Source organism: Actinoplanes sp. SE50/110 (assembly GCF_900119315.1).
Lineage (GTDB): Bacteria > Actinomycetota > Actinomycetes > Mycobacteriales > Micromonosporaceae > Actinoplanes.
The window spans coordinates 5863086-5877554 of the sequence record NZ_LT827010.1 but is presented as its reverse complement, the minus strand read 5'-3'; the positions used below and the strand labels follow the sequence as shown (position 1 = coordinate 5877554).

At 72.6% G+C, this 14469-nt stretch carries 14 protein-coding genes; 8 read left to right on the top strand and 6 right to left on the bottom strand.

Annotated features, from left to right (window positions below):
- Positions 1-63 precede the first annotated feature (63 nt).
- The 4 genes from ACSP50_RS26315 to ACSP50_RS26300 all read left to right on the top strand — a co-directional run bounded on the left by ACSP50_RS26315 (position 64) and on the right by ACSP50_RS26300 (position 3671).
- Positions 64-1161, top strand: a complete 1098-nt coding sequence (locus ACSP50_RS26315) for a Gfo/Idh/MocA family protein (RefSeq protein WP_014692337.1) — start codon at positions 64-66, stop codon at positions 1159-1161.
- The gene (locus ACSP50_RS26310) at positions 1139-1474 is read left to right on the top strand and encodes a cupin domain-containing protein (RefSeq protein ID WP_014692336.1); all 336 of its coding nucleotides are present in this window, start codon (positions 1139-1141) and stop codon (positions 1472-1474) included. Before ACSP50_RS26315 ends, ACSP50_RS26310 begins: the two co-directional genes overlap by 23 nt.
- 253 nt (positions 1475-1727) lie before the next feature.
- Positions 1728-2903: a polysaccharide lyase family 1 protein gene (locus ACSP50_RS26305; protein ID WP_014692335.1), complete on the top strand. Its 1176-nt coding sequence runs from the start codon at positions 1728-1730 to the stop codon at positions 2901-2903.
- 198 nt (positions 2904-3101) lie between these two features.
- Entirely contained in the window at positions 3102-3671 is a 570-nt protein-coding gene (locus tag ACSP50_RS26300) for a hypothetical protein (protein ID WP_155123630.1), read from the top strand.
- Here the strand turns inward: ACSP50_RS26300 and ACSP50_RS26295 are convergent.
- Positions 3656-4363 (bottom strand): DUF1963 domain-containing protein, encoded by a 708-nt coding sequence (locus ACSP50_RS26295; protein ID WP_014692333.1) that lies wholly within the window; start codon positions 4361-4363, stop codon positions 3656-3658. The two genes, ACSP50_RS26300 and ACSP50_RS26295, sit on opposite strands and share 16 nt — an antisense overlap.
- Before the next feature lie 204 nt (positions 4364-4567).
- Between ACSP50_RS26295 and ACSP50_RS26290 the strand changes: the two genes are divergently transcribed.
- Both ACSP50_RS26290 and ACSP50_RS26285 read left to right on the top strand, forming a co-directional pair.
- A complete protein-coding gene (locus ACSP50_RS26290) occupies positions 4568-5737 on the top strand; it encodes a hypothetical protein (protein WP_014692332.1) in 1170 nt (389 codons plus the stop codon).
- An 80-nt stretch (positions 5738-5817) separates the two neighbouring features.
- Positions 5818-6450 carry a hypothetical protein gene (locus ACSP50_RS26285; protein WP_014692331.1) on the top strand — a complete coding sequence of 211 codons (633 nt, stop codon included), beginning with the start codon at positions 5818-5820 and terminating at the stop codon, positions 6448-6450.
- 19 nt (positions 6451-6469) lie between these two features.
- Here the strand turns inward: ACSP50_RS26285 and ACSP50_RS26280 are convergent, their stop codons facing one another.
- Positions 6470-7186 (bottom strand): hypothetical protein, encoded by a 717-nt coding sequence (locus ACSP50_RS26280; protein ID WP_014692330.1) that lies wholly within the window; start codon positions 7184-7186, stop codon positions 6470-6472.
- A 243-nt stretch (positions 7187-7429) separates the two neighbouring features.
- Here ACSP50_RS26280 and ACSP50_RS44880 point away from each other — a divergent pair, with 243 nt between their 5' ends.
- The gene (locus ACSP50_RS44880) at positions 7430-9574 is read left to right on the top strand and encodes a hypothetical protein (protein ID WP_014692329.1); all 2145 of its coding nucleotides are present in this window, start codon (positions 7430-7432) and stop codon (positions 9572-9574) included.
- 178 nt (positions 9575-9752) lie between these two features.
- Here the strand turns inward: ACSP50_RS44880 and ACSP50_RS26270 are convergent, their stop codons facing one another.
- The 4 genes from ACSP50_RS26270 to ACSP50_RS26255 are packed head-to-tail and all read right to left on the bottom strand — an operon-like array spanning position 9753 to position 13271.
- A complete protein-coding gene (locus tag ACSP50_RS26270) occupies positions 9753-10184 on the bottom strand; it encodes a hypothetical protein (protein ID WP_155123629.1) in 432 nt (143 codons plus the stop codon).
- Between the two features lie 23 nt (positions 10185-10207).
- Positions 10208-11221 (bottom strand): LacI family DNA-binding transcriptional regulator, encoded by a 1014-nt coding sequence (locus ACSP50_RS26265; protein ID WP_014692327.1) that lies wholly within the window; start codon positions 11219-11221, stop codon positions 10208-10210.
- Positions 11222-11275: 54 nt separating this feature from the next.
- Positions 11276-12268 (bottom strand): type I glyceraldehyde-3-phosphate dehydrogenase, encoded by a 993-nt coding sequence (gene gap / locus ACSP50_RS26260; protein WP_014692326.1) that lies wholly within the window; start codon positions 12266-12268, stop codon positions 11276-11278.
- Positions 12269-12272: 4 nt separating this feature from the next.
- On the bottom strand, positions 12273-13271 hold the full coding sequence (locus ACSP50_RS26255) for a GlxA family transcriptional regulator (RefSeq protein WP_014692325.1): 999 nt from the start codon (positions 13269-13271) through the stop codon (positions 12273-12275).
- A gap of 185 nt (positions 13272-13456) precedes the next feature.
- Here ACSP50_RS26255 and ACSP50_RS26250 point away from each other — a divergent pair, with 185 nt between their 5' ends.
- Positions 13457-14467 carry a LacI family DNA-binding transcriptional regulator gene (locus ACSP50_RS26250; RefSeq protein WP_014692324.1) on the top strand — a complete coding sequence of 337 codons (1011 nt, stop codon included), beginning with the start codon at positions 13457-13459 and terminating at the stop codon, positions 14465-14467.
- The last annotated feature ends 2 nt before the right edge of the window (positions 14468-14469 follow it).

Below are 14469 nucleotides of genomic sequence, written 5' to 3'. Positions count from 1 at the left end.
ACGCGCTGCGCCTGGACGGTCGAGCATGACGGCCCGGGTGGCGCTGCGCCTGGACGGTGGAGCATGACCGCCCGGGTGGCGCTGATCGGGGCCGGTGGGCACGGGCTGTCGCATCGGCGCAAGCTTCGCGAGCTGGCCGGGCTCGGCGAGCTGGAGATCGCTGCACTGTGCGACCGGAACCCGGTCGACCCGGAACCCGCAGTGCCCGTCTTCACCGATCACGGCGCGATGCTCGCGGCGGTCCGGCCGGACGCGGTGATCATCTGCACGCCACCGCACACCCACCTGCCGATCGCCCTCGACTGCCTGGCCGCAGGAGTGGATCTGCTGCTGGAGAAGCCGCCGGTGACCTCGCTGAGAGAGCACGAGACGCTGGTGACAGCGGTCCGGGAGAGCGGGCGGCGCTGCCAGGTCGGGTTCCAGGCGCTCGGGTCAGCGGCGCTCACCCGGTTCCGTGAGCTGACCGCGGCCAGCGCCGGTGACCTGTCCGCGGCGGGCGCCTGGTGGCGGCCGGACACCTACTATCGGCGTGCTCCGTGGGCCGGGCGGCAGGCGGCGTTCGACGGGGCGCTGGTGAATCCGTTCGCGCACGCGCTGATGCAGGCGCTGGCGGTGGCGGACGGGTTCGAGCCGGTTCTGCTGGAGCTGGAACGGTATCGCACCCGGGATATCCAGACCGATGACTGTACGTTCCTGCGTCTGACCGATGGGGACGGCCGGCGGATCGTGGCGGCGGTGACCCTGGCGTCCCCGGTGTTCGTCGCGGGGGAGATCCGGCTCGGGGACATCGTGCTCGAGTATCCGACCGATCGCGTGCTTCTCGGCAGGACTCATCATGAGCTGTGGGGGCGGACCGGGCTGCTGGAGAACCTGCTGTCCGGCGAGCCGCTGGTGGCGCCGCTGGAGCGGACCAGGGCGTTCACCGCCGTGGCCGAGGCGATCGTGGCCGCGCCGCTGCCGGCGACCGTTCCGGCGGGCGAGCTGCGCCCGCACCCGGACGGCGACGGCAACGTGCTTCCCGGCGCCGATGAACTCGTCCGGCAGGTCGCCGCCACCGGCCTCCTGCCGTCCGAGACCGACGTCTCCTGGGCGGCCCCGCCGCACCGGGTGACCCTCGAAACGCGGAAAGGAACGACCGATGCGCAAACTGAGCGTCGCTGAGCTCGAAGCCCATCACCGCGGGGCGACCTTCACCAGTGTGCTGCCCGGCCACGTCGTACAAAAAGGCGGTTTCCGGGTTTATGCCGAGCCGAACTTCCGCACGCACGACGAGCCGGGCCGGCACGTGCACACCGTGCCGGAGATCTTCGTGATCGTCCAGGGCAGTGGCGTGATGGAGGTCGACGGCGCCGAAGCCGGTGAGTTCCGGGCCGGCGACGCGGTGATCTTCGAGCCGGGGGAGGACCACCACCTGATCAGTCGCGGACCCGATCCGCTGGTCTTCGTCTGGATGCACCTGGAACCCGTCTCCTGAACCGCCGCACCTCGCTCCCTTCCGTGACCCCGCGCGGTCGTCCGCCGCCGGTTTCCTCGCTCTTTGTGACGATCCTGGAGTGATCATGTCCCGAAGATCCGCCCTCGCGGCGACGATCGGCCTCGTCCTGGCCGGAGTCGCCACCGTCCCTGCCGCCGCTTCCGCTTCCGCCGCGACGATCCCCGGATCAGCTGTCCCAGGATCTGCTGTACCGGGCGTTGCTGTACCGGCTGCCGCCCGGCAGGTTCTGCCGGTGAACGACGGCTGGGCCAACGGTGCCACCGGCGGCTCGGCGGCCGCCGCCGACCACGTTCATGTGGTCCGCACCCGCGACGAACTCGCCGCCGCCCTCGCCCCGGCCGACACCGCTCCCCGGATCGTGCTGATCACCGGCACGCTGCGTCCGGACGGCGACTGCGCGGCCTACACCGACCCGGCCTACTCGCTCGACGGTTACCTGGGCGCCTACGACCCCGCGGTCTGGGGCCGGACCAGCAAGCCGAGCGGCCCGCTGGAGGAGGCCCGCGCCCGCTCCGCCAAGAACCAGGCCGCGGACGTCCAGCTCAAGGTCCCGTCCAACACCACCATTCTGGGCCTGGCGAACGCCCGCCTGGTCGGGCTCAACCTGCTGATCTCGGCCGCCGACAACGTCATCGTCCGCAACCTGCGCCTCGAGGACGCCGCCGACTGCTTCCCGCAGTGGGATCCGACCGACGGCGCCACCGGCAACTGGAACTCCGCGTACGACCTGATCACCCTGGTCGGCGGCACCCACGTCTGGGCCGACCACAACACGTTCAGCGACGGCGACGACGTGGACGCGAACCAGCCCCTGTACTTCGGCCGCCCGTACCAGGTGCACGACGGCGCGCTCGACGTGATCAAGGCGTCCGACCTGGTCACCATCTCGTACAACGTGTTCCAGGAGCACGACAAGACGATGCTGATCGGCTCCACCAACACGGTCGGCGCCGACGTCGGCAAGCTCCGCGTCACGCTGCACCACAACAGGTTCGCCAACATCGGCCAGCGCGCCCCGCGTGTCCGATTCGGACAAGTCGACGTCTACGACAACTACTACTACGCCACCGACGAGGACTTCTACCAGTACTCCTGGGGTGCCGGCGTCTACTCGGCCATCTACGCCGAGAACAACTTCCTGCTACGCAGCGCCGACATCCCGCTGGACGCCGTCGTCCACAACTGGGGTGGCACCGCGATGACCGAGAAGGGCACCCTCACCCGGATCGGCACCGGCAAGGTCACCCCGGTCAGTCTGCTCGCCGAGTACAACGCCACCCACGACCCCGACCTCGGCACCGACGCCGGCTGGACCCCCACGCTGCGGCCCGGCCCGCTCACCCCCACCGCCCAGGTCCCGGCCGTCGTCACCGCCCAGTCCGGCGCCGGCAGGATCAACCTCAGCTGACCGATTGCGGCATACGCCGTGAGCACCCGAGCCGCGGCCGACGCCCCGCGCCGTCCACCGGCGCCGGCGCCCGCTGTCGGCTCGGGTGCCTGCCTCGCGGGTCCACGGCCATCGCGTGCCGGCCCGGCCGGGAAGGCCGTCCGCGGTCGCCGCGGAAACGCGTCGCCGGTGTGCGGCTGATCCGGTTCAATACCGGTGGTGATCACCTTGCGCGCCGTCGTCGAGCTGGGCTCCGACCGTTGGCTGGAGCTGGACGGTCGATGCGGCGCCGAGCAGGCCGCGCTGTTCGTCGGCGCGCTGGCGGGAGCGGACGCCGACCTGCCCGCGGCCGAGCGGATCGCCGCCCTGCTCGCGGCCGAGATGCTGATCGTCGCCGGTGGCCTCGCTCTCGATGACACCGTGTCCGGGGTGTCGATCCGCCCGGGTTGCTGCGCCGGCCTGGAGGACTGGCGCGACTGGGCGTCGATCGCCGCGGGGCAGCCGGTGTGGCTGGGGCACTCGCCGGAGCCCCGGATCGAGGTGGACGGTGACCGGCGCCGGGTGTGGCAGGACGTGACCCCCGGCAGCCCGCACGTCGACGTGACCGGAGCTGAGCTGTTCCGGCTGCTGGCGGGCGTGCAGCGGGATCTGGTCGGCTTTCTCGGAGTGCTCCGTGCCTGGGGCCGGTCGTTCGGTCGCGGTGACCTCCTGGCGGCGCGGATCGACCGGGACTTCGCGATCACCGCGCCCCTGCCGGATGCCGGGTGGGTCGATCAGGCCATCTCGTAGGTGCGGCGGACGTGGGTGAGGGTGCCCGTCGCCAGGTCCGCGTCGGTGATCCAGAAGGTGACGCTGACGACCTCGCCCCAGACGGTGCCGGCTTCCGGCCGCAGTTGCAGCAGCGGGCGGTGGTCCGGCGGCTGGGGGCCCAGGTGGTCCGGGTGGCCGAGCAGGCGGTGGCGGGGCACCGGAAGGTGCGGCCGCAGGTCCTCGGCGAGGTGGAGCAGCTCGTCGAGGTCCACGTCCAGATGGTCGGCCAGGTCTTCCGGGGCGGGCAGGGTGGCCTGCGGGGCCGGGGTGAGCGGGGTGGGTTCGATGGTGCGCCGGATCCGGGGGAGGGGGGCCACCGGGTCGGCCGGGACGTGCAGGACGCGGCAGGCGGTGTCGCCGTGCGGGGACCACCCGGCGGTGAAGTCCTCGTCGTGGAAGAAGAGCAGGCTGCCGTCGTCGGGGAACGGCCAGGCCGGGCCGAGGAGGGTGGCGGCCTCGTCGCCGTCGAGGGCGGCCAGCAGCAGCATCGGGGTGCCCCGGTGCATCGGCCAGTCGAAGGCGGCCAGCCGTGGCTCGCCGCCGAACGCGGACCAGCCCTCGTCCGACGGCTCGTAGCCGATCGACGGGCGGCTCAGCGCCAGCAGAGCGTTCGCCCGCGGTTCGGCGAAACGGGTGCGGACCAGCGCTCGGACCTCGGCGGGGAGATTCATGATGGCCGAGTGTCGCACATTCCGCTCGGCGACCTTTTACGAACGTACCGGAAAGCTTGTTGTTGATTTGTCGGCGGTGCATCGAATAAGTCGCACCTTAAAGGCGCCGCGGGCGGAACCTTAAGTTTTCCTTTAGTTCGATCCGCGCTGGGAGCGTTCCCGTATGGATGGGGGAGAACGCGATCGAGCAGGAAGGCAACACAGATGAAGCGGTACCGGAGTAACGCTGCAGGCTCCAACGCCCGCCGCTGGCGGGTCGCCGGCATCGCGGGCGTCGCGGTGGTCCTCGCCGGCGTCGGGCTCGGCGTGGCGAACGCGGCGACCTCGGAGGCCGTGCCGACCGTCAACTGCCCGCAGGTGGCCCCCCGGCTGCCGGCCGTACCGGCGGCCGCCAAAGCCGAGGTGGAGCGGAACCTCGCCCTGCTCAACACCCAGATCCAGGAGGCGAACAAGCGCCTGGCGACCAGCGTGGGACAGGGCGGCCCGAACTTCATCCAGAACGCGATCCTGGGCCCGCTGAAGGACAAGCGGGCGTCCACGATCGACCGGATCGCCATCTCCATCGGTCGTCGAGCCGCCAAGCCGAACCTGCCGGTCAACCAGCTCGCGACGTGTGCGCTCAACAAGAACGGTGGCGGAAACGCGGCCCCGGAACCGACCACGGTGGCCGCCGACAACGGTGCCGCAGCCGGCAACAATGGTGCGGCGGCCGGTGTGCCGACCGTTAACTGCCCGACCGTCGGCGACAAACTCCCGGCCGTTCCGGCGTCCGCCAAGGCCGAGATCGAACGCAATCTGGCGCTGCTGAACACGCAGATCCAGGAGGCGAACAAGCGGCTCGCGAGCACCGTCGGCCAGGGGGGCAAGAACTTCATTCAGAACGCCATTCTCGGCCCGCTGAAGGACAAGCGATTCGCCACCATCAATCGGATGGAGACCGCGATCGGCCGGGCCGCGGCGAAGCCCGACCTGAACGCCGAGGGCCTGTCCGGCTGCACCCTGAACCAGAATGGCGGCGGCAACCCGGCGCCCGAGCAGACCGCCGTGCAGGCCCAGGACCCGGCCGTGGCGGCCGCGAACGCGCCGACCGTCAACTGCCCGGACGTCAAGATCGGCGTGGCGATCCCGGCCTCGGCGCAGGCCGAGATCGACCGCAACCTGGCCCTGCTGCAGACCCAGATCCAGGAGGCGAACAAGCGGCTGGCCAGCACCATCGGTCAGGGTGGCCCGAACTTCATCCAGAACGCGATCCTCGGCCCGCTGAAGGACAAGCGCTTCTCGACGATCAACCGGATGGAGACCGCGATCGGTCGTCAGGCGGCCAAGCCGAACCTGAACGCCGAGGGCCTGTCCACCTGCTCGCTCAACAAGTGACGAAGCACTGAGTGAAGGGGCCCTCCGGGGCCCCTTCTCCGTCTATGCTCCGGCGGATTGCACCACCGGAGGAGACGCACGTGCCACCATCCCTGCCCCGGCCGGTCCGGGTCGGTTCACTGTCGTACGCGGTCGCGGCGGTCGCCGCCGCGCTCGTCGGCGTCATGGCGGTCGCCTGCTGGTGGCGGGTCGGCGCGACGGCGGACAGCTTCCTGGCGCTGCCCCTGCCGCCCCGGGATGTGGCCGCCGTCCCGGCGAAGGCCGCGTCCCTGCGCCTGGCACTCGGCGGCAGCGCGGTGGCCGCGATCCTGATCGCCGGGGCCGCCGGACTGCTCGCGGCGGGAATCCAGCGACCGGCGGTCGCCTGGATCCGCACCGCCGGGCTGTGGGTGAGCTTCCTGGGCGGGGCGGCGCTGATCGCCGGCGTGCTGCTGGTGCCGGTGGATCGCAGCGAGGGCACCACGGTGGTCATCGACCTGGCCGCGGTGGCCCACACCGACCTCGGGTCCGGCCCGCTCCCGCTGGCGGACTGGTATCCCACGGTGTTCGTCCCGCTGGGCTGGCTCGCCTTCGCCGCGCTGGTCGCCGCGGGATTCCAGCTGTCACGGACGTCGATGGCCGACTACTCCCGCCCGGCCAGCCACCTGGAGGACGAGCGGTGGACCAGTTTCGTCCAGCGACAGCAGGAGCGGCAGCAGCTGCCCGGCGAGTGATCCGGGGCAGCGCCGGCGGTCAGGCGGTGAGCTCGCGGTAGGCCCGCAGGACCGCGGACGTGTGGTCGGCCAGATCCAGGGCCTCGTCGTCGGGCGGGGCGGGCGCGGCGGGGGAGAGCAGGTAGTCGGAGGCGCGCAGGGCGGCGCGGGCCGCGGCGGACGCCTGCTCATGACGTACGAAAGCGTCGGTTTCAGCGGCCAGGCGGGTCAGGTGGGTGAGCTGATCGCGGGCCTGGACGCCCAGATGGCGCAGGCGCAGCCGCGCCTGCGCGGCCCGGTCGGCCAGCTCGGCGCGCAGCGGGGTGTCCGGCGGGACCGCCGGATCGACGTCGGTCAGCCGGTCGCGGGTGCGGCGGACGCGGTCCCGCTCGATCAGCAGGCCGGACAGGTCCCAGAGGGTGCGGGCCAGGCGCGGGCTGGGGTCGGCCAGACCGACGTGTCCGCTGAGGATCGGCCAGCGTCGCAGGGTGCGCACGGCGGCCTCGATCGAGCGGTGCAGGGCGGCACGGTCGCCCTGATGGACGACGAAACGGTACTCCCCGGGGGAGCGGCCGAGCATCCGCCAGCTCGCCGAGCGGGGTGGCTCGAACGCGAGACGTAACTGTCCGTAGACGCCCGGGCGGGGGCGCAGCAGCACCAGCGAACCCATCTCGAGGTGGTCGCAGGGCACCGTGGCGGCCGGCGCGCGCAGTGCGACGCACGTCTCACGCACGCCCTCGGCCAGGAACACCCGCACCCGGCCGATTCTGCCCGGACGGTGCGCCGATGCCCAGCCCGCCGGCGATGGATGGTCATCCGGCGGCCCTCGCGATAGCGTGCGTTCTTCGCGTGCCACCCGGATACGTGATAGAAATCCGCGCCAGCGAGAATGCCCCGGACGACGAGGAGGAACGGCGGTGCCAGGCAGCGCACGCACGATCACCGGCAGTAGCGCCGCACCTGACGTTCATCTCCCGGCATCGATGAAGGGCCTGCCCGCATGAAGCAGTTCAACGACCAGCTCGCGAGTTTCTGGACGGACTACGCGGCGCTGGTGCTGCTCGCCGGCGGTGTGCTCGGCATCGTCCTGCTGATCAGCTTCGCGATCTGGGCGAAACGCTCCGGCCGGCCGCTGCGCCCGCTGGCGCTGTCGTTCAGCATGAACCTGGCGCTGCTGCTCAACGCCGAGGGCATGTGGGTGATCGCCACCGAGCAGCTGCACCTGCCCAAGGTGTTCGCGGTGCTGGTCTTCGCGGTCTTCGAGATCTGCTTCCTGACCGCCACCAGCCTCGCCGCCGAGCAGTACCGCAACACCTCGGTGTACGCGCCGGACGGCAGGATCGAGACGCCCGGGCACCCCGGCCCGATGCTGTGGATCGCGGCGCTGATCGCGGCCGTCTCCGGCATCATCGTGGCCAGCAACGCGGTCACCGGTACCGAGAAGCTGCTGCGGCTCGCCGTGCCCTGCGTGATCTTCCTGATGTGGTGGGCGGCGCTGACCGCGGCCGGGCAGCGGGTCCGGCGTGGACGCTTCGCCTACAGCCCGCGGCGGCTCGCCGAGCGGTGGGGCTGGCTGATCCCGGACGACGACCCGGATCTGGAGCGGATGGCGGCCGAGCGGCAGATGCGTCGGATGGTGGTCAACCATCACCGGGTGAGCTCGGGGCGCTGGCCGAAGGCCTGGTGGCGCAGCCGGCTGCTGAAGGACGCGCGGACCGCCGGGGAGCCGGTCGTCGAGGACGTGGTGGAGCAGCTGGCGCGGATCCAGCGGGTAATGGATCTGCTGGCGCCCGGGGCGGTGCGGATCGCGCCGGTGACGCCGGTGGCGTCGACGGCCCCGGTGGCGCCGGTGGTCGCCGAGGTGGCGCCGGTGTCGGCAGCTTTGGTCTCACCGGGGCCGGTCCGGCCGGTGCAGCCGGTGCAGTTCACGCCACCCGCGCCGGTTGCGGCACCGGCCGCCGCTCCGGTTGCCGCTGCGCCGGTTGCCGCGTCGCTCGCTGCGCCGGTCGCCGGTCCGGTCGCCGCTCCGGTCGTTGCGGAAGGGCCGGTGCGGCCCACGGTGGCGCAGATCGCGGCGCTGGTCACCGCGACGTCGGAGGCGCCGGTGGCCGGATCGCTCGGGCAGCGGCTCGCGGCGGCGGTGACGCCCGAGGAGATGCTGGGGATGCCGGCACCCGCACCGGAGGCGACGGCCGACGTGCCGGCGCCGCGGCGGCCGGCGGAGCAGACGGCGGTGCCCGGTGCGGTGCCGGCGGTGCCGGGGCCGATCTCCGCGCCGCGGCCGTTCCTGGCCACGAGCCCGGTCCAGGCGACCAACGGTGGAGCCAACGGGACGAATGGTGCCGGCAACGGCAACGGCAACGGCAACGGCACCGGCAGCGGCAGCGGCAGCGCCGCGCAGGGGGCCGCCCCGCAGACGCCGGCCTGGGCGGCCACCCCGACCGGAGCCCAGCGCGCCGTCAACATCGTCGGCTCGCCCTGGTGGCGGCTCGCCGTGGAGCGCATGGCCCGCATCGTGCGTAGCGAGATCACCCCCGACAATCTGTCGGAGATGACCTATTCCCGGATGGCGGAGCTCGTCAAATCGATCGCGCCGCGGGTCTCCGGTCTCGGCGAGGGCGTGGTGAAGTCGTTCGTCAACGACTACGTCCGCGAGATGAACGGTGAACCGGGCGAGGCCGCCTACCCGTGGCGGGACCTGCTGCCCGACCCGGTGACCCTGCCGGTCGGCTCCGAGCTGTGGATGCAGGAGATCGAGGATCTGCGCACCGCTCTGGTCGAGGAGCTGGAGAGCAGCGACGAGACGGACCCGCGTGAGCTGGCGATGATGCTGGCGCCGAGCGTTCCACGGCTCGACGACGAGACGATCCGCGCGTTCGTCAGCGACTACGTCGCCGCGCTCGGCGGCCAGCCGGTCGGCGTCGACCAGCCATGGGAGCACCTGTTGCCCCGCCCGCAGGGTGGTCGTGGTCCGAGTGACGAGGAGATCGTCGAGCAGTTCGGCGGGCTGCTGCACGAGCACCTGCGCACCAACGGCAGGCTCTCCCGCTACCGGGTGACCGCGGTGACCGGTGTCAAGGGTGCCCGCGCCGACCGGATCAAGGGGATCATCGAGGACCAGGCCGCGGAGTCGGCCCCGGCGTGATCCGGGCTACGGCCCGGACCGCCCCGGGGCCCCGGGCCCGCACGGTTGCCGCTGCCGACCGGGTGCGCGGAGTGTCCCCGGGCCGGGATCGCTGCAGTCGGGGTCGGGCTCACGTCAGTCGGGGCCGGGCTAGCTTCAGTCGGCGCCGGGCTCGCTTCCCGTCGAAGCCGGGCCGGCTTCAGTGGAGCAGCCAGGTGATCAGGTCGCCGCCGTAGGGAGAGGCGGCGACCAGGACCAGGACCAGCCAGCTCGCGGTGAGCGCGGCCAGCCACCCGGCCCGTCGCCGCTCGTCGCGCCGCCAGCTGTGCACCAGCGTCACCACCCCGAAGCTGATCATGGCGATGCCCAGCGGATAGACGAACCAGGCCACCAGCCGGCAGACCCCGAGGACCCCGACCAGCGGATTGCCCGCCCCGGGCAGCGAATCCTCGGGATCGCCGAGCCGATCCAGCCCGGGATGCAGCAGTGCCCCGGCGTCGCCCACCCGCACGGCGGCCAGGATCAGGATCCCGAAACTGCCGATCAGGTACGCCGTGAGCAGCGTGAGCTGCACCCACACCACCGCCCTGCCGGCTGCCGGGGCCGGCCGGGTCCGATCGACGTCAGTCACCCGCGCAATCTACCCGCCCGGGCTCAGGCCGGGGCGGCGCAGCTCTCCCGCCAGATCAGCGTGGCCGCGGCCGGCTCGCTGACCCCGGCGGTGTCGTCGGCCAGGGCCAGGGCCATCGCCCGCTCGCCCATCCCGACCAGCGGCAGCCGCACCGTGGTCAGCGCCGGTGTCACGTCCCGCGCGATCGGCATGTCGTCGAACCCGGCGACCGACACCCGGGCCGGCACCGCGATGCCGTGCTCGCGCAGGGTGGCCAGCGTGCCCACCGCCATCGAGTCGTTGAGCGCGACGATCGCGGTCAGGTCCGGTGCGGCGCCGAGGAGCCGGCCCGCGGCTTCCGCCCCGCCGTCCCGGGTGAAGTCGGCGTAGACGATCCGCTCCGGCGGCAGGGCCGTCCCGGCCTCGGCGAGGGCCCGGCGGATCCCGGACAGCCGGTCGGTGGTGGTGGTCAGCGACCGGGGCCCGGCGATCACCCCGATCCGGCGGTGCCCCAGGGTGAGCAGCCGGCAGCCCAACTCGTACGCCCCGGATTCGTTGGCGGGCAACACGGCGCTGCCGACCAGCTCGTGCCGGCCGATCACCGCGACCCGGCCGCCGCCCTGCTGGTACGCGTTCAGCTCGCCGTTGAGCCGGGCGGTGAACGCGTCGTCGTGGTATCCCGAGCCGGCCAGGATCAGCGCGTGCACCTGCTGGGCCCGCAGCAGCGCCACGTAGGCCAGCTCGCGCTCCGGCTCCCGGTAGCTGTTGCAGATCACCAGGAGCCGGTCGTGGGCCGCGGCCTGCCGCTGCAGGCCCCGGGTGATCTCGGCGAAGTACGGGTCGGAGACGTCGTGCACGATCACCCCGACCGCGGACTTGCGCGGGCGGGCCACGCTCTGCGCGTGCGCGTTGGGCACGTAGTGCAGCTCGGCGACCGCGGCCAGGACCCGCTCGCGCAGCTCGGGCGCGACCTTCTTGGCGCTGTCGTTGATCACGCGGGACACCGTGGCGGGGGAGACCCCGGCCAGCCGGGCCACATCTGCCAGGGTGACCGCCATCGGACCAGCATAGGGAAGACCGCGCCGGCCCGGCGGCCCGCCCCGCCGGTGCGGTCAGCGGCCCAGCAGTGTCAGGGTGTCCACGACCCGGTTGGCGAAGCCCCACTCGTTGTCGTACCAGGCGACCACCTTGACCAGCCGGCCGTTCGCCGCGGTCAGCAGCGAGTCGAAGAGGGACGACGCCGGGTTGCCGGTGATGTCGGTGGAGACCAGCGGGTCGGCCGAGTATGCGAGGACCCCGCGCAGTGGGCCGGACGCGGCCGCCTCGAAGGCACTGTTGATCTCGGTGGCGGTGACCGGCCGCTCGACCACCGCGTTGAGCTCGACCAGCGAGCCGACCGGCACCGGCACCCGCACCGAGTATCCGGTGAGCCGGCCGGCCAGCCGGGGCAGCACCAGGCCGATCGCGGTGGCCGCACCGGTCGTGGTGGGCGCGATGTTCAGCGCCGCCGCCCGGGCCCGGCGCAGGTCGCGGTGCGGGCCGTCCTGCAGGTTCTGCTCCTGGGTGTAGGCGTGGATGGTGGTCATCGACCCGGTCTCGATGCCGGCCAGGTCGTCGAGCACCGAGGCGATCGGGGCCAGCCCGTTGGTGGTACACGACGCGTTGGAGACCACGTCGTGCGCGGCCGGGTCGTAGTCGCCGTGGTTCAGGCCGTAGGCGACGGTCAGATCGGCGCCCGGGGACGGGGCGCTGACCAGGACCTTGCGCGCGCCGGCGGCCAGGTGCGCGCGGGCGTCGGCGGCCGCGGTGAATCTGCCGGTCGACTCCAGCGCGACGTCGACGCCCAGGTCCTTCCAGGGCAGTTCGGCCGGGTTGCGGACGGCGGTCACCTCGACCCGGTGGCCGTCGATGAGCAGGTGGTCCTCGTGTGCCTCGACGGTACCCGGGTAGCGGCCCAGCGAGCTGTCGTAGCGCAGCAGGTGGGCCAGGGTGCCGGAGCCGGTCAGGTCGTTGATCGCGACGATCTCCACGTCGCTGTTCGCGGCGGCTCGGAAGACATTGCGGCCGATCCGCCCGAATCCGTTGATTCCCACGCGAGTTGTCATGCCGTCAGCCTGCCGCCGTGCCGAGCCGGTCGGCAGGGGGCCGCGCGTCACCTTGCGCAAGCTTTCCGCCAGCGAAGTTCCGGCGGTACTCACTCGGCGAGGTGCTCAGGATCCGCTGGAAGTGCATCCGCAGGTTGGCGCCGGTGCCGACGCCGACCCGGGCGGCGATCTGCTCGATCCCCAGGTCGGTGCGCTCCAGCATCTCGCGGGCCAGGTCGACCCGGGCGCGCAGCACCCACTGCATCGGGGTGTACCCGGTGTCCTCGACGAACCGCCGGCCGAAGGTGCGCTCCGAGACGCCGGCGTGCCGGGCCAGGCCGGTCACGGTGAGCGGCTCACCCAGGTGCGCCAGCGCCCACTCGCGGGTGGCCGCGAACACGTCGCCGAGCGGCTCCGGGATGCTGCGCGGCACGTACTGCGACTGGCCGCCGCTGCGGTACGGCGCCGCGACCAGCACCCGGGCGATCGCGTTCGAGGCCTGCACGCCATGGTCGCGGCGGACCAGGTGCAGGCACACGTCGATGCCGGCGGCCACCCCGGCCGACGTGAGGATCTGACCCTCGTCGACGAACAGCACCCTGCCGTCGACGGTCACCTTCGGGTACTCCCGGGCCAGTGTCGGCGCCATCAGCCAGTGCGTGGTCGCCCGCAGCCCGTCCAGCAGACCGGCCGCGGCCAGCGCGAACGCGCCGGTGCAGATGGAGACCATCCGGGCGCCGCGGAACGCCGCGGTGCGCAGCGCGGCGAGCACCCGCGGGTCGATCGGACCGGCCGGGTTGAGGAAGCCGGGCACGATGACGGTGTCCGCGTCGTCCAGCGCCTCCAGCCCCGCGTCGACGAAGAAACCGAGCCCGTCGCGGCCGCGCACCGGCCCGGCCTCGACCGCGCACGGCACCGCCCGGTAGTCCAGCCCGTGCCGCGGCGCGAAGACCTGCGCCGGGATGCCCACGTCCAGCGGTGCGGCCCCGGGCATGAGAAACATCGCCACCTTGTGTCCCCGCATGTCCCCACTGTGCCGGTCACGGCGTACCCCGGGAAGTGGCCGTGCGGACCATGACCGCAAGGATTCCGCCAGCACGGGAGGCGGAGCGCTCCCGTGGCAGGGAATCGGACCACTAGAATCACTGGTCCGGCGCCGAAGCGGTTGTACTTTGTCTCAAGCCGGTGACGTGGAGAGGACGGCTGGCGATGAGGGACCACAGCAACCGCTCGGCCGGGCGGCCGACCCTGGAGGAGGTCGCCGTCCGGGCCGGCGTCGGCCGGGGGACGGTGTCCCGGGTGGTGAACGGCTCCGCCCAGGTCAGTCCGAAAGCCCGCAAAGCGGTGCAGGACGCGATCGACGAGATGGGCTACGTGCCGAACCGGGCCGCGCGCGCGCTGGTCACCCAGCGCACCGATTCGATCGCCCTGGTCGTGTTCGAGTCCGGCGAGCGGTTCTTCGCCGAGCCGTTCTTCGGCCGGATCGTCCAGTCGGTGTCGTCCGTGCTGGTCGCCCGGAACCTGCAGATGGTCCTGATGATCGCGCAGGCCCCGGAGGAGCGGCGCCAGCTGGAGGGCTACCTGACCCGCCAGCATGTGGACGGCGCGCTGCTGCTGTCGCTGCACGGTGACGACCCGCTGCCGGCCGTCCTGGAGGAGCGCGGCGTGCCCACCGTGCGGGTCGGCCGCCCGGTGCACCCGGGCCCGGTCACCTCGGTCGACGCGGACAACCGCGGGGGCGCCCGGGCCGCCGTGTCGTACCTGCGCGAGCAGGGCCGCCGGTGCATCGCCACGATCACCGGGCCGATGGACATGGCGCCGGGCATCGCGCGCTACCAGGGTTACCGCGACGTGGTCGGCGACGGCCCGGCCGCGGCCGGCGACTTCGGCGAGATCAGCGGCGCGATGGCGATGGAATGGCTGCTCGCCAACCACCCGCAGCTGGACGCGGTGTTCGCCGCCTCGGACATGATGGCGGCCGGCGCGCTGCGGGTGCTGCGCCGGGCCGGCCGCCGGGTGCCGGAGGACGTGGCCGTGGTCGGCTTCGACGACTCGGTCGTGGCCCGGCACACCGACCCGCCGCTGACCAGCGTCTATCAGCCGGTCGAGCAGATGGGCCAGGAGATGGTCCGGCTGCTGCTGGCCAAGCTCGACGGCGACGAGCCGGTCGAGCACGAGACGATCATGCCGACCCGGCTGATCCTGCGCGGGTCCGCCTGAGC

Excerpts from the sequence above, each read along its gene's own strand:
- ACSP50_RS26315 (WP_014692337.1), top strand. The coding sequence starts at position 64 with ATGACCGCCCGGGTGGCGCTGATCGGGGCCGGTGGGCACGGGCTGTCG.
- ACSP50_RS26310 (WP_014692336.1), top strand. The coding sequence starts at position 1,139 with ATGCGCAAACTGAGCGTCGCTGAGCTCGAAGCCCATCACCGCGGGGCG.
- ACSP50_RS26295 (WP_014692333.1), bottom strand. The coding sequence starts at position 4,363 with ATGAATCTCCCCGCCGAGGTCCGAGCGCTGGTCCGCACCCGTTTCGCC.
- ACSP50_RS26290 (WP_014692332.1), top strand. The coding sequence starts at position 4,568 with ATGAAGCGGTACCGGAGTAACGCTGCAGGCTCCAACGCCCGCCGCTGG.
- ACSP50_RS44880 (WP_014692329.1), top strand. The coding sequence starts at position 7,430 with ATGAAGCAGTTCAACGACCAGCTCGCGAGTTTCTGGACGGACTACGCG.
- ACSP50_RS26265 (WP_014692327.1), bottom strand. The coding sequence starts at position 11,221 with ATGGCGGTCACCCTGGCAGATGTGGCCCGGCTGGCCGGGGTCTCCCCC.
- gap (WP_014692326.1), bottom strand. The coding sequence starts at position 12,268 with ATGACAACTCGCGTGGGAATCAACGGATTCGGGCGGATCGGCCGCAAT.
- ACSP50_RS26255 (WP_014692325.1), bottom strand. The coding sequence starts at position 13,271 with ATGCGGGGACACAAGGTGGCGATGTTTCTCATGCCCGGGGCCGCACCG.
- ACSP50_RS26250 (WP_014692324.1), top strand. The coding sequence starts at position 13,457 with ATGAGGGACCACAGCAACCGCTCGGCCGGGCGGCCGACCCTGGAGGAG.